The sequence below is a fragment of the Roseomonas fluvialis genome, from assembly GCF_022846615.1.
GTDB classification, from domain to species: Bacteria; Pseudomonadota; Alphaproteobacteria; order Acetobacterales; family Acetobacteraceae; genus Neoroseomonas; species Neoroseomonas fluvialis.
Genome location: NZ_AP025637.1, coordinates 840,506 through 854,664, shown reverse-complemented (window position 1 = coordinate 854,664; position 14,159 = coordinate 840,506). Strand labels below are relative to the sequence as shown.

The following is a 14,159-nucleotide window of genomic DNA, read 5'->3' as shown; positions in this document are numbered from 1 at the left end:
CAGGGTCGGCGCCGCCGGTCGTCCGGCGCGCCGCGTCAGCCCCGCGGGGCCGTCAGCGTACGTCCGCGCGTCAGCAGCCGGCGCAGCCGTCCCATGATCCCGGTCCGCGCGCGCGCCGGCGCGGCCAGCCGGCGCAGGGCGTCGCCCAGCGCGCCATCCCCGGGCCGGTCGGTGGCGGCCCGGCGCAGCAGTGCCAGCGCCTCCCCGCGGCGGTCCAGCGCCACCAGGGCATCCGCCAGCCCGACCTGCGCCTCGGCCGAACCCGGCATATCGCGCAGGATGCGGCGAAACCGGCGCTCGGCCCGGGCGGCGTCGCCGGTCGCGAGGCACAGCCGCGCCTGCAGCAGCCGCACATCGCCCCGCCCGGGCAGGCGCTGGGCCGCGCGTGTCGCGAACAGCAGCGCCGGCACGTGGTCCGCACGCGCCGCGAGCACGCTGGCCAGGCCGAACAGCGCCTGACCCATGCGCGGGTCGCGCGCCAGCACGGCCCGGAACACCGCCTCGGCGTCCGCCTGACGGGCGGGGCCGGCGGCGTTCAGCAGGTGGCCATAATGCGCACCGAGGTCGGTATCCTGCGGCAGCGCGGTGTGGCCGGCGGCGGCCGCGGCCAGCGCATCCGCCGCGCGGCCCTGCGACGCCAGCGCCAGGCTCAGGCCCAGATGCAGGTCGGCGGCCTCCGGCCGCAGGGCCAGAGCCTGATGGAAGGTCGCCTCGGCCTCAGGGGCGGCGCCGGTCGCGAGCATCAGATGGGCCGCGCGCCCCAGCCGCTGGGCCGAAGGCGGTTCCATCGCGGCGAGGCTGCGGCAGGCCTGCGCCGCTTCCTCCCGCCGGCCGAGTGTCATCAGGCGCAGCGCGCGGTCGGCGACGGCCTCGGCGCGTTCGTGGCGCAGCACCGCAGGCGGCACGCCCAGTTCGGCGGCACGCGCCCAGAGGGCCTCGGCCAGGCTGGCATGGCCGCGGCCGAAGGCGGCCCGGCCCATCAGGCGGAACCAGTGCGTGGAGCGCGCGCGCCGTTCGCGCAGCAGGCGGCGCATCGCCGCCGCGTCGCCGGCCAGCGCCGCGGCCAGGATGGGCGCCAGCACCTCGGTCCCGGCCAGCAGCCAGATCGCCCCATGGCCGGACAGTGGCGCGCGCAGCAGGTGCACCGGCCCCGCCTGCGCCGCGAGGCGCGCATGGCGCCAGTCGGCCGCGTCGTAGGGGTCGGCGATCACCGCCGTGAAGGGCGCGAGGTCGCCGGCCTCGATCCGCATGCCGCGATGCGCCGGGGGGCGGTGGAAGCGATGGAACCGCTCGTCCCAGGGCACCTCGGCCGGGGCGATGCTGACCTGCGGCGCGACCGCGATGGCGCTGCCGATGCCAAGCCGCCCGGCATGCTTCAGCACGCCATACCCGCCCATGCTGTAGCCATATGCGACCGCGCGGGGCTTCAGCGCGGCGCGCACCGCGGTGGCCGCGGCATCGACCGAGGCGCGCGGGAACCAGTTCTCCCGCCGCGCGACGAAGCCGATCGCATCGAGGCCGAGCTTCGCCGCGGCGTCATCCCCCCAGAAGGCCGCGCGCTTCGGACGGGTGGTGAGATCCGAGAAGGTCACGAGGCTGTGCTCGGACTCGCCCGGCTGATGCACCACCAGGATCTCGCGGTCGCTGTAGATGATCCGGCGGCGGGGGCGCGGCATCAGCGGCGCGCCGCTTCCTCGGGCGTGAGGAGCCGCAGCGCGAGGGCGTGCAGGCCGGTGTCGAATTCGGCGGCGAGCAGGTCGTGCACGGTGCGCGATCGCGCCACGCGGGACTGCCCGGCGAAGGCCGCGCTCACGATCGTGACGCTGTAGTGCGTCTGCCCGCCCGGCCGTGCGCCGGCATGGCCGGCATGGCTGGCGCTGTCGTCCTGCACCGTGACCTGGGCGGAGGCGAAGGCAGCTTCGAGGATGGACCGGATGCGCTGGGCGCGGCTGTCATTCATGCGCGCTTTTCCCGCCTTCGGCCCACGCTGCCAAGGGCCGTCTCGTGCCTTGCGGGACGGGCGCACCCCTACCATAACGGCTGAATGCGCAAGGGTGGCAGGAAGGTCGAGCCGGATCCCGAGGACATGCCGCGGCACGCCTGCGAGCATCCCGGCTGCACCGAGGCCGGCCTGTACCGCGCCCCGCGCGACCGCACGCTGCGCCAGTTCCTGTGGTTCTGCCTGCCGCATGTGCGCGCCTACAATGCCGCCTGGGACTACTACAAGGGCATGGCGCCGAACGAGATCGAGGCGCATCTGCGCGACGACACCGCCTGGCAGCGCCCGACCTGGCCGCTCGGGCGGCTTGGCGGCGCGGGCCGCTTCGATTCCGAGATCCTGCGCGACCCGCTGGGCATCCTGCGCGAGGAAGCGCCCACACGCCGGCGTGCGCGCGAGGTGGTCGAGACACCGCCCGACCTGCGCGCCGCGCTGGAGCTCATGGAACTGACCTGGCCGCTCGACCAGGTGGAACTGCGAACCCGCTACAAGGACCTGGCCAAGCGCTACCATCCCGATGCCACCGGCGGCGACCGCGCCGCCGAGGATCGCCTGAAGGACATCAACCGCGCCTATAGCCTGCTCAAGCGCCGCGTTCCGGCGCGTGGGCGCGTGGGTGCCGAGCCCGCCGGCGCGCCCGCCGGGTAGCCGGATCGCCCGCGCACCCCTAGTATGCCCCCGACAGTGACGGAACCGGACTGCAGATGAACAAGGTCGCCCCAATCTCCGACATCCGCCCGACCTCGGCGATCGACGCGCCGGACATCAAGGTGACGGCGCGCGAGGCCTTCGGCCTCGACCTCGACCTCGAGGTGCCGGCCTTCTCGGTGCGCACGGAGCATGTGCCGGAGGTCGACAGCACCTATCGCTTCGACAAAGAGACGACGCTCGCGATCGTGGCGGGCTTCGCCTTCAATCGCCGCGTGATGATCCAGGGCTACCACGGCACCGGGAAGTCGACCCACATCGAGCAGGTGGCGGCACGGCTCAACTGGCCCTGCATCCGCGTGAACCTCGACAGCCACATCTCGCGCATCGACCTGATCGGCAAGGACGCGATCGTCCTGAAGGACGGCAAGCAGGTCACGGAATTCCGCGAAGGCATCCTGCCCTGGGCGCTGCAGCACCCCTGCGCGCTGGTGTTCGACGAATACGATGCCGGCCGCCCGGACGTGATGTTCGTGATCCAGCGCGTGCTGGAGGTCGAGGGCAAGCTGACGCTGCTGGACCAGAACAAGGTGATCCGCCCGAACCCGTATTTCCGTCTGTTCGCCACCGCCAACACGGTGGGCCTGGGCGACACGACCGGCCTGTACCACGGCACCCAGCAGATCAATCAGGGCCAGATGGACCGCTGGTCGATCGTGGCGACGCTGAACTACCTGCCGCACAAGATGGAAACCGAGATCGTGCTCGCGAAGATGGGCATGGAAGGCGACGCCAAGGCGAAGAAGCAGGTCGAGGCGATGGTGGCCCTGGCCGACCTGACGCGCGCCGGTTTCATCGCGGGGGACATCTCGACCGTCATGTCGCCGCGCACCGTCATCACCTGGGCGGAGAATGCGCGCATCTTCGGCGATGTCGGCTTCGCCTTCCGCCTGACCTTCCTCAACAAGTGCGACGAGGCGGAGCGCGCGACGGTGGCGGAGTACTACCAGCGCTGCTTCAACGAGGAAGTCTCGACCGGGCTGCTGAAGAAGGCGGGCTAGGCCGGACCTGGGGGGCGGATATCCTGCCCCCCACCACGCAGTAACGCAGACGGCCGTCCCGATGACGGAGCACCGCAGCGCCGCAGGCGCCCGGAGCGAAACCCGGATCGGGCCGACCCAGACGAACGCAGTAACGCAGAGGGCCGTCCTGATGACGGAGCCCCGGAGGCGCACGGCGCCGAGGAGCGAAGTCTGAATCAGGCCGGCCCCGCCGGAGCGAAGCGGAGGCCACACCTATGTCCGGCAAGCAAGACCTCACCCGCCAGGAAGAATTCAAGCGTGCCACGGCCGGCGCGCTGCGCGCCGTGGCGCACGCCGACCCCGAGGTGCAGGTGGCGTTCCAGCCCGGCCCTTCCGGCGTGGCGGGCAAGCGCGTGCGCCTGCCGCTGCCCACGCGCGCGCTGCCCCCGGCCGAGATGGCGAAGCTGCGCGGCGCCGCCGACGCCGCCGCGCTGCGGCTGCGCCACCACGACGAATCCCTGCACGCCGCGCGCATCCCCGGCCGGCGCGAGGCACGCGAGGTGTTCGACGCGCTGGAACAGGTGCGCGTCGAGACCGTCGGCTCGAAGTTCATGGAAGGTGTCGCCGCCAACCTGCGCGCCAAGCTGGCCGAGGAATGCGAGGCCGAGGGCTACGACCGCATGACGCGGAAGGACCAGCTTCCGCTGCCCGCCGCGCTCGGCATGCTGGCGCGCGAACGCCTGACCGGCCACCCCGCGCCCGAGATCGCGCACCGCGTGCTCGACCTGTGGCGCGACACGCTGGGCGAGAAGGCCGACGAGGCGCTGGCCGAGATGGCGACCAACGCCGAGGACCAGGTCGCCTTCGCCAAGGCCGCGCGCAAGCTGCTGACCGCGCTTGACTTGGCCGAAGCCGAGGTCGAGGCCGAATCCGAACAGCAGGACGAGGAAGGCGAGGAGGGCGGCGAGAGCACCCCCCAGCAGGACCAGTCCGGCGAAGGGCAGTCCCAGTCCGAGCAGGAAGACCAGATGCTCGGCGCCCAGCCCGAGCAGATGCAGGGCGAGGCCTCCGACGAGGAAGGCGAGGAGACCGAGGAGGACGGCGCCGCCGCCGATGGCGACGACAAGCCCGGCGGCCCGCAGCAGCGCCGCGAGGTGCCGCAGGTCGATGACACCACGCGCTACCACGCCTTCACGACGCAGTTCGACGAGACGGTCTCGGCCGACGACCTGTGTGACCCGGATGAGCTGAACCGGCTGCGCCAGCAGCTCGACCAGCAGCTGAGCCATCTGCAGGGCGTGGTGTCGAAGCTCGCGAACCGGTTGCAGCGCCGGCTGCTCGCGCAGCAGCAGCGCGCCTGGGAATTCGACCTCGAGGAAGGGATGCTGGATGCCGCGCGGCTGACGCGCGTGGTGACCAACCCGATGCACGCGCTGTCCTACAAGCGCGAGCGCGACACCGATTTCCGCGACACCGTCGTCTCCCTGCTGATCGACAATTCGGGGTCGATGCGCGGGCGGCCGATCACGGTGGCGGCGATGTGCTGCGACATCCTGGCGCGCACGCTGGAACGCTGCTCGGTGAAGGTCGAGATCCTGGGCTTCACGACGCGTGCGTGGAAGGGCGGGCAGAGCCGCGAACGCTGGGTGCAGGAAGGCAAGCCGCGCAACCCAGGCCGCCTGAACGACCTGCGCCACGTGGTCTACAAGGCCGCCGACGCGCCGTGGCGGCGTGCGCGCAAGAACCTCGGCCTCATGCTGCGCGAGGGTCTGCTCAAGGAGAACATCGACGGCGAGGCGCTGGAATGGGCCTACAAGCGGCTGCTGCCGCGGCCCGAGCACCGGCGCATCCTGATGGTGATCAGCGACGGCGCGCCGGTTGATGACAGCACGCTGAGCGTGAACCCGGGCAACTACCTGGAGCGCCACCTGCGCAAGGTCATCCACGAGATCGAGGGCCGCAACCAGGTGGAACTCATCGCCATCGGCATCGGCCACGACGTCACGCGCTATTACCGCCGCGCCGTCACCATCGTGGATGCCGAGGAACTTGGCGGCACGATGATGAAGAAGCTGGCCGAGTTGTTCGACGAGGATGCCGCCGAGGCGTGGCAGCGTGCGGCGGCGGAGCGCGGGCCCGTGCTGGTGTGATGGTGCTGCGTCGCGTCGCCAGCCTCTGACACGGCGCGCCTTCCTTGCCGGCGCCGCGCTTGTCACAGCCTGCGCGCGTGCTCCGCAGGCGGCCGACGGCGCCGGCTCGGTCCTGCCGCCGCTCCCAAACGACGGCCCGCTGCGCAGCCTCGGCGGCTTCGCGATCGACGCCGCGCGCCTCGGCGCCGCCAACCTGTCGGGCATCCACCTCGACGACGACCTGGTCGCGACCATGGTGGACGATCGTGGCCGCTGGGCGCAGGCGCGCATCGAATTGCGCGAAGGCGTGGCGCATCGCCTGGTACCGATCGCCTCCGGCCCGTTGCGCGACGGCGCCGGCCGTCCCTTGCCGCGGGGGCGCGCCGCCGATGCGGAATCGATCGCCCGCCTGCCCGACGGCACCTGGCTGGTCGGCTTCGAACGCTGGCACCGTCTCCGCGCCTATCGTCGGCTCGACGGCCCCGGCGCCTATGTCGATGCACCACCGGGTCTCGACCGCGCGCCCGTCAATGGCGGGATGGAGGCGCTGACGCTGCTCGCCGATGGCCGCCTGCTCGCCATCACCGAGGAATTGCCCCCGCCCGGCGCGCCGGCGCTGCGCCAGGCCTGGCTGGGCCGCCCCGGCCGCTGGATGCCGTTGGCCTGGCAGCCGGAACCCGGCTTCGTGCCGGTCGATGCGGCGGGCCTGCCCGATGGCGGCGCGCTGGTGCTGGAACGGCGCTTCACCCTGCTGACGGGCTTCGCGGCGCGGCTGGTGCGCGTGGCGCCGCAGGCGCTCGCGTCCGCCACGGAGGGCAGCGTGCTGACCGGCGCGCCGATCCTGCGGCTGGATGGCGGCGCGCTGCCGGCCGAGAACTGGGAAGGCGTCGCGGCGGCACGCCATGGCGGGCGGCTGATCGTCGCGCTGGTGGCCGACGACAATGGCAGCCTGGTCCAGCGCAGCCTGATGCTGCTCTTCGAACTGCACGGGGAACCGACGCGGTGATCCCGCCGCGCGATGACGGCGATGGCGCGACCCGACGACCGGGACGACGCCGGCGCGCCGTTCAGTCCGGCTCGCCCTCGATGGGCTGCCCGCCGCAGGCGCGCATGAACACCAGCACGTCGCGTGCCGCCTGCTTCACAGCGTCCGAATCCGTGCCCTTCGCCACCACCGCCACGCCCCCGCCGCCGGGCCTGTAATAGGGGTAGGACCCGATATCGAGATCCGGGTAGCGGGCCTGGATGTCCGCCAGGCCCTCGGCGATGCGCCCTTCCATCAGCCCGTTCGCGTGCACCGCCGCCGAGACGACCGGCGGGCCGCCCTTGAGCGTGGGGGCCAGCGCCTCGAACATCGCCTGCATGATGCGGGGCACGCCGGCCATCACGTGGACATTGCCCATGGTGAAGCCGGGCGCCAGCGAGATGACATTGTCGATCAGCACCACGCCACGCGGCATGGTCGCCATGCGCTGGCGCGCCGCGTTGAAGTCTCCCGGCGGGGTCTGCCGCGCGTAGTGGGATTCGAGCCGCCGCCAGGCTTCCGGCTGCGGTTCCCAGGGCACGCCGAAGGCCTCGGCGATGCATTCGCTCGTGATGTCGTCATGCGTCGGCCCGATGCCGCCGGTGGTGAAGACGTGGTCGTATTTGGCGCGCACCTCGTTCACCGTCCCGACGATGGTGGCACGCACATCGGGGATGACGCGCACCTCGCGCAGCGGGATGCCGATCTCGCCCAGGCGGGTCGCGAGGAACTTCAGGTTGGCGTCCTGCGTGCGGCCCGAGAGCACCTCGTTGCCGATGATGAGCAGGCAGGCTGTCGGGCTGGTCATGTCGAGGTCCTCCGGCGCGCAGGATAGGCGCAGGCGGCGCGGCGCGTCAGCCCGCCGGGCGACGCAGCGCGATGTCGTACAGCGCCTCCCCGTTCATCGACAGGTAGGCGACAGCCCAGCCCTCGGCCGCGGCGAACTCGCAGACCGCCTGGTGCACGCCGAAGACGCCGAAGCCCGGCCGGACGATGCGCGCAAAATCGTTGAACACCAGCATGCCGCCCGGCTTCACGCGGTGCTTGGCCGCGGCGATGTCGGCCACCACGGCCTCGTAGCCATGGTCGGCATCGACATAGATCCAGTCGAAATCGGCGGTATCCGACGCGGCCAGGAAGGCCACCGTCGTCATCTCGTGCCGGCGCACCGCCGCATGGTCCAGCACGTCCTGACGACACAGCGCGAAGGTCACGTCCACCAGGTGCAGTTCGTCCGGCTGCACGGTGTCGAGGATGATGCGCGCGAAGTCGCCGCGATAGGTGCCGAGTTCGCACACGCGCCCGCCCATGGGGAAGCGGCGCAGCATCTCGGCGCGGTCGTTGAGCAGGACGCAGCCTTCAAGCTGCCCCTGCGGGATCGGCGGCGCGGGCGGCGGCGGCGGCTGGAAGGCGAGGCGCGCGAGGCGGCCGAGGGTCTTCAGCCCCTCGGGCATGCGCCGGCGCAGCAGAAGCTCGGCCAGGTAGCCGCGGCCGTCCGTCATGGCGCGGCAGCCGCCGGGGGCGTGATGGACATGGTGGCTGCGGCACTCCCCCTGACCGGCCCGGCATGGGCCCGGGGCGGCGTTATGGCGCGCGGCGGGCGCGCCCGCCAGGGGCGCTGCGCCAGCCACCGCGGTCAGGCTATGATCCCGGACGAATCCTCCAGGGCGGATGGTCCGGATGTCTCAGTTTGCTGCCGATGATCGCCGTGACCTCGCCTGCCCGCAGTGCGGGTCGGTGCTGGATGGGCTGCGCTGCACCGGCTGCGGGGCGGAATACCGGCGCGTGCTCGGCGTGCCCTTCCTCGGCGCCTTCGAGGGCGAGGACGCGCTCGGCCTGATCGAGATCGCAGCGAATGCGCCCAACCGCGCGAGCCTGCCGGTCGACCCGCAGGCGGTGGAGCGGCTCGATGCGCTGTGCAGCGGCTACCAGGCCGCCGCCGACAAGGATGCGTTCCGCGCCGCCAACCCCGAGGCGCAGGCCTGGTGGTTCGGCCATCGCTACAGCGAATGGGTCGCGGTCGAGACGCTGCTCGACGGCACCGCCCTGGCCGGCCGCGACGTGCTCGACATTGGCGCCGGGCCGGGCTTCGACGCCTGGCGGCTCGCGTTGCGCGGGGCGCGCGTCACGGCGTTGGAATTCAGCCCCATCCTGACCGAGGCAGGGCTGAAATCCTTCCCCTCGATCCGCTGGATCGGCGGGTTCTCGCACGCGCTGCCCTTCGCCGACGCATCCTTCGATTTCGTCTTCATCAACGCCGCGCTGCACCACATGCGCGATATCCCGGCCTCGATCGCCGAGGCGCTGCGCGTGCTGCGCCCGGGCGGCACGCTGATCACCACCGGCGATCCGTTCCGCAGCGACGCCTTCGGGCCTTCGCACGAATTCGACATCTTCGACCGGCACGAGGCCGTGCTGCTTGGGATCAACGAACAGATCCCCCGCGCCTCCGACTTCCTCGCGACGCTGGAACGCCATCGCGGTGTGCTGGCGCCGGAACTCTTTACCCAGATGCTGCATGGTGGACGGTTGGGCAAAGGGCCGGATCTGACGGACTGGACGGCGTGGGACCTCGATGCCGACTCTGCGCTGCTCAAGGCGCGCAGTGGCAGCCTTGCGATGCGCGTGCGCCTCACCGCGCCGTGGCCGGCGGCGCGGCACCTGCAGACGGCTGGCATCCTCGATCCCGCCACCTTCGCCGCCTGGCTGGACGAACCGGAACGCGCGGTGGCGGAACTCGCGCGGATCATGCCACGCGCCTACCTCGACACGCCCTTCCCTGGTGCGCCGGCGAAATTCGACCTGCTGAACGGATGGCGCGTGGCACGCAGCACGCCGACCACGCGCACCGCCTATCGCCGCGCCCGCCTGTTCCGCACCCGCGCGGCCGCGCCGGTGCTGCGCTTCGAGATCCGCGCCGCCACGCCGGCCGCCTTCACCTTCCACGCCAACGCCCAGCCGGCCGGTGCAGCCGAGGTCGGCACGGACTGGACGCCGGTCGAGGTCGATGTCTCGGCGGTGCCGCCCCACGACCCCTTCGTGCTCGAACTGCGCCGCGAGGGAGAGCGCGCGGACTTCAACGCCGGCTGCTTCGACGTGCGGCTGCCCGACGCCAGGGCGCGCTTCGGCGCCGGCCTGGCGGACTGGTTGCGCACCCTTGTGCCCGGTCGCTGGCGACGTCGCGTAACGGCAGGCTGAGCCACCGCCGCCCGCGGCCTGTCAGCCGCGCAGCGCCGCGACAAGCCGCGCGGCGATCGCATCCCAGTCGGCCAAGCGCCGGCCGGTTTCGCGTGCGCCGGCCGCGAAGCGCGCTGGGTCGGCGGCCAGTGCCTCCATCGCCGCGGCCAATGCCGGCGCGGTGACGGCACGGGCCACCAGGCCGTCGACGCCGTCGCGCACCTGTTCGGCCAGGCCGCCGACGGGGGTCGCGACGACCGGCACGCCGAGGCCATGCGCCACCGGGGCCACGCCGCTCTGGCTCGCCTCGCGATAGGGCAGCACCACGGCATCGGCGGCGGCGATCAGGGATGCCATCTCGGCCTCGTCCAGCCAGCGCGCGTCGACCGTGACGCCGGGCAGCGCCGACAGGCCGGGGGCGAGGGCTTCCGGATCGCCCTCCCCGGCCACCAGCAAGGTCGCGTCGGGATGGCGCGCGACGAAGGCGGCCCAGCCGTCGCGCAACAGGTCGAGGCCCTTGTACGCGCGCATGCGCCCGAGGTTTACGAAGCGCAGCCCGGCCCGGTGCGCGGCGGCGGGTGGCACGCTGCCGGGCAGCAGCGCGCCCAGCGTCAGGCGATGCAGCGGCAGTGCCGGCCGGCGCCGGTGCACGCCCTGCGCGACGCTGTCGGAGAACACGATGGCGCTCTGCGCCGCGTCCAGTTCGCGCCCGAGCCGCCACTCCCAGAAGGCGCCGGCATCGCCCGGATGCGGTTCGGCATCGTGCACCATCGGCACGAAGCGCAGACCGGCGCGCGGCAGGGCGGGGGCGACCAGCGGCGTCCAGAGATGCGTCATCACCGAGACCACGGCATCGGCGCGGAGGTCCCGCGCCTGGCGCACCAGCCCGCGCGCCAGCCCCGGTACCCGCAGGAAGCCCGCCACGAAGCCGGCCGCGCTGGCATAGGTGCGCACACGGTCCGTCGGCAGGCCGAGCGCGTCGATCTCGGGCGCGAGGTCGGCCTGGGCCGAGAGCGAGAGCGCCACCGCCACGTCGTCGCGCCGCGCGAGCGCCCGCGCCAGGGCCAGCGTGAGCTGCCCGCCCGCGCCGCGCCGGCCCCAGTACCAGAGCAGCAGGCGCATCGCGCGGTCCGGCGCCTCACCCGCGATGGCGCAGGCCCGCCTTGCGCAGCCCACGGATCACGAGGCTGCGCAGGCGCCAGAACGGGCTGTTCTTCATCGCTTCGATCTCGGCCAGCGCGCGCATCAACTCGCCCGAAGGGCGGGCGGGCGCGGCGGGGCCGGCGTCGGCACCTCGCGCGGGGCCGGTCGCGGCCAGGTCGGGGCGTTCCTGCAGCCAGGCCTGGATGCCGGCCTGGTAGCGGCGGAATTCCGCCCAGCCCGCGCCCGGGCGTGGACGGCGGCCCGCCTCGAGGTCGGCGATGGTGGCGCGGAAGGCGGTAATGGCGGCATCTGCCTGCGCCTTGGTGGTGAAGCGCGCCGCCTGCGCGAGGCCTGCGGCGACGCGCCCGGCGCGGACCGCCGGGTCGCGCAGCGCCAGGATGGCATCGGCCATGCCCGCCACGTCGTCGGCATCGACGAAGACCGCGGCGTCTCCGCCCACTTCGAGCAGCGAGGAATTGGGGCAGGTCACGACCGGGCAGCCGCAGGCCATCGCCTCGAGCACCGGCATGCCAAAGCCTTCGTAGCGCGAGGGATACAGCAGCGCATGCGCGCCGGCATAGACCAGGCGCAGCGCTGCATCGTCGGTCTTGAGGCGCAGCATCTCGATGCCGGGCGCGGCGGCGCGGAAGTCGGGCTCGATATCCGCTAGGCCGCCGATGCACACGATGCCCAGGCGCTCGCCGCGCTTCGCAGCCTCGGCCACCGCGCGGAAGGCGAGGATGCCGTTCTTGTAGCCGCCGGCGCCGGAGCGGTCGCCCACCATCAGCACGTAGCGGTCGGGCAGTTTCAGATCGCGCCGCGCCGCCGCGATCTCGTCCGCCATGGCCGGCGTGAAAATGGGCGGCAGGCCGCAATACGTCAGGTCGACGCTGTCCTCGGCCACGGCCGGGAAAAACCGCGCGAGGTCGCGGGCGGAGGAGCGCGAGATCATCGCATGCCCCGCCGCATGGCGGATCGCGCGCGCCTTCTCCTGCCAGCCTTCCTCAGTGAGGTCGAGGCCGGTGACCTCGGGGATCATGTCGTAGCCGAAGAAGTAGGACGGCGTCGCGGTCGGCGTGGAGTAGTAGGTCGAGACGAACAGGTCCGCGCCGAGCTCCTGGCAGATGCGTTCCAGGTACAGGCTGTCGGCGCCGCAGCGCCCGTAGTCGTGCGCCGCGATGGTGCGGGTGTGTACGCCGGCGATGCGCGGCGCGGTGCCGGCGCGATCGAGCAGGATGATGTGGTGCGCCAGCCCGTCCCGCACCCATTCCTCGAGCATGGAGTGCCAGACGCGCCCGATGCCGGAGGACAGGTACTGCCAGTACACCCCATCGACCACGATGCGCGGGCGGGCCGGCACGCGGCCGCGGTCCTTCGCGCCCTCGGGCGGGGCGAAGGACCATACGCCGGCGGCGTCCTGGCGCGCGATGGGTTCGACGCGGAACACCGCCGCGTCGTCGAACATGGTGCGGTCCTTCACCCAGGCGAAGTGATCGGCGAGGAAGCCTGCGCCGCGCGCGCCCTGCAGCCCGTGCCACTGCGCCACCGCGCCGGCGTAGCCGTAGTAGGATTCCTTGAAGCGCGCCTGCGCCTCGGTCACGTAGGCGACGTGCTGGAACACCGCGCCATGCGCCTCGGTCTCGTCGTGCGAGAAGGGCGCCATCGTCGCGACATCGACTGGCTTCGCCCCGTCCGGCTGGGGGCGCACCAGGATGGGGGGCTCGTGCGCGGCCCAGGTGTCGCCGGGGCGGAAGCGCCAGGTGCGCAGCCATTCCTGCGCGGGGTTCTGCGCGTAGTTGTTGCGCGTGCTGATGACCTTGTCCGGCGAGACGAAGTACCAGCACCAATAGAAGGCTGCGCCACGCGCCGGTTCGGCGATGAAGCGGTCGCGCATCGCGGTCACCTGGTCGACCGTCCAGAGCTCGTCGGCATCGACCTGCCAGAGCAGGCATTCCTCGGTGATGTGGGGCAGCGGTGCGTTCACCATCTCCCGCTTGCCGTCCCAGAACTCGCCCGGCGGCTTGCGGTGGATGGTGATCTGGCCGGGGAAGCGCGCGGCCAGGTCGTCGAGGTATTCGCTGGTGCCGTCGTTGCTGCGCCCGTCGCGATGAATCGCATCGAGCACGCGCCCGCCGCTGGCGGTGGACCATGCGGTGTCGTGGCGCAGCGCCGCCACCCCTTCCACCACATGCCAATGCCAGCGGAAGGGCAGCTTCGCCAGCATGGTCTCGTGGTAGCGGATGAAGGGCTCACCGTTCAGCACGATGGTGAAGAAGTGGACCGGCAAGTCCGCGGCGCGCGTCTTGCGGCGGAAGGCGGAGAAGCCGTTGCGCAGCGCCTGGTCGTCGGCGATCACCTCGTAGTCCGGGTGTGCGAGCAGCGTCCGGCGCGCGGCGAAGCACTTGAAGGTGTTGGTGTCGTCCAGCAGGATCAGCCGCGCGCCGATCACCTTCGCCAGCTCGACCTCCCCGGTGAATTCCGAGCCGTCGATCAGCACCATGTCGAAGTGCTCGATGCCGTGCTCGGCCTTGATGCGCTCGATCGCGCCCGCGTCGACGCCGGCGTCGCGGACATAGGCGATGTCCTGCTCGAGCCAGCGCAGCACCTCGGGCAGCGGGAATTTCGACAGGCCCGAGGTTTCCTCGCGGTAGAAGCGTTCGACCTCGGCCGGCGTCGGGAATTCCTCCACCGCGACCGAGGACATGTTGTAGCACTGCACTAAGGACCGGTCGGCGTAGGTCTGGCGCAGCACCTCGAAGCGCGGCTTCGACACCTCGATGCAGAACAGCCTGGGCTGGCCCGGATTCTGCGCGAGGCCAGCCACGAAGGCCTCGGTGCTGCCGCCGCCGGCCGAGGAGCCGATCTCCAGGACATGGCGCAGCGATTCGCTGGCCGCGAGATCGCGGATCAGCCGGTAGAACGCATCGTCCTTGATCTCGGGAGCGATGATCCGGTCGAGCTCGGAGGTGGTGGCGCCCTGGGGCTCGCTCATGCTGCTGCTCCTTGGACCGTACTTG

At 72.2% G+C, this 14,159-nt stretch carries 11 protein-coding genes; 5 read left to right on the top strand and 6 right to left on the bottom strand.

Annotated features, from left to right (window positions below):
• Window positions 1–35 precede the first annotated feature (35 nt).
• Both MWM08_RS04185 and MWM08_RS04180 read right to left on the bottom strand, forming a co-directional pair.
• Complete coding sequence (locus MWM08_RS04185; RefSeq protein WP_244458219.1) at window positions 36–1,676, bottom strand: tetratricopeptide repeat protein; 1,641 nt, start codon at window positions 1,674–1,676, stop codon at window positions 36–38.
• A complete protein-coding gene (locus MWM08_RS04180) occupies window positions 1,676–1,960 on the bottom strand; it encodes a BolA family protein (RefSeq protein ID WP_244458218.1) in 285 nt (94 codons plus the stop codon). The genes MWM08_RS04185 and MWM08_RS04180 overlap by 1 nt, the downstream gene beginning before the upstream one ends.
• 84 nt (window positions 1,961–2,044) lie before the next feature.
• On the opposite strand from MWM08_RS04180, the gene MWM08_RS04175 reads away from it, so the two are divergent.
• The 4 genes from MWM08_RS04175 to MWM08_RS04160 all read left to right on the top strand — a co-directional run bounded on the left by MWM08_RS04175 (window position 2,045) and on the right by MWM08_RS04160 (window position 6,804).
• On the top strand, window positions 2,045–2,647 hold the full coding sequence (locus tag MWM08_RS04175) for a J domain-containing protein (protein WP_244458217.1): 603 nt from the start codon (window positions 2,045–2,047) through the stop codon (window positions 2,645–2,647).
• 56 nt (window positions 2,648–2,703) lie between these two features.
• Window positions 2,704–3,708 (top strand): cobaltochelatase subunit CobS, encoded by a 1,005-nt coding sequence (gene cobS / locus MWM08_RS04170; protein ID WP_244458216.1) that lies wholly within the window; start codon window positions 2,704–2,706, stop codon window positions 3,706–3,708.
• Between the two features lie 236 nt (window positions 3,709–3,944).
• A complete protein-coding gene (gene cobT, locus MWM08_RS04165; RefSeq protein ID WP_244458215.1) occupies window positions 3,945–5,819 on the top strand; it encodes a cobaltochelatase subunit CobT in 1,875 nt (624 codons plus the stop codon).
• Window positions 5,785–6,804 carry an esterase-like activity of phytase family protein gene (locus MWM08_RS04160; protein ID WP_244458214.1) on the top strand — a complete coding sequence of 340 codons (1,020 nt, stop codon included), beginning with the start codon at window positions 5,785–5,787 and terminating at the stop codon, window positions 6,802–6,804. Before cobT ends, MWM08_RS04160 begins: the two co-directional genes overlap by 35 nt.
• A 61-nt stretch (window positions 6,805–6,865) precedes the next feature.
• Here the strand turns inward: MWM08_RS04160 and MWM08_RS04155 are convergent, their stop codons facing one another.
• Together MWM08_RS04155 and MWM08_RS04150 are read right to left on the bottom strand one after the other, a co-directional pair.
• Window positions 6,866–7,630 carry a competence/damage-inducible protein A gene (locus MWM08_RS04155; RefSeq protein ID WP_244458213.1) on the bottom strand — a complete coding sequence of 255 codons (765 nt, stop codon included), beginning with the start codon at window positions 7,628–7,630 and terminating at the stop codon, window positions 6,866–6,868.
• 46 nt (window positions 7,631–7,676) lie between these two features.
• Entirely contained in the window at window positions 7,677–8,324 is a 648-nt protein-coding gene (locus MWM08_RS04150) for a class I SAM-dependent methyltransferase (protein WP_244458212.1), read from the bottom strand.
• 178 nt (window positions 8,325–8,502) lie between these two features.
• Between MWM08_RS04150 and MWM08_RS04145 the strand changes: the two genes are divergently transcribed.
• A complete protein-coding gene (locus MWM08_RS04145; protein WP_244458211.1) occupies window positions 8,503–10,020 on the top strand; it encodes a class I SAM-dependent methyltransferase in 1,518 nt (505 codons plus the stop codon).
• Window positions 10,021–10,041: 21 nt separating this feature from the next.
• Here the strand turns inward: MWM08_RS04145 and MWM08_RS04140 are convergent, their stop codons facing one another.
• Both MWM08_RS04140 and MWM08_RS04135 read right to left on the bottom strand, forming a co-directional pair.
• A complete protein-coding gene (locus tag MWM08_RS04140) occupies window positions 10,042–11,121 on the bottom strand; it encodes a glycosyltransferase family 4 protein (protein WP_244458210.1) in 1,080 nt (359 codons plus the stop codon).
• A 16-nt stretch (window positions 11,122–11,137) separates the two neighbouring features.
• Window positions 11,138–14,134 (bottom strand): glycosyltransferase family 4 protein, encoded by a 2,997-nt coding sequence (locus MWM08_RS04135; protein WP_244458209.1) that lies wholly within the window; start codon window positions 14,132–14,134, stop codon window positions 11,138–11,140.
• Window positions 14,135–14,159 lie beyond the last annotated feature (25 nt).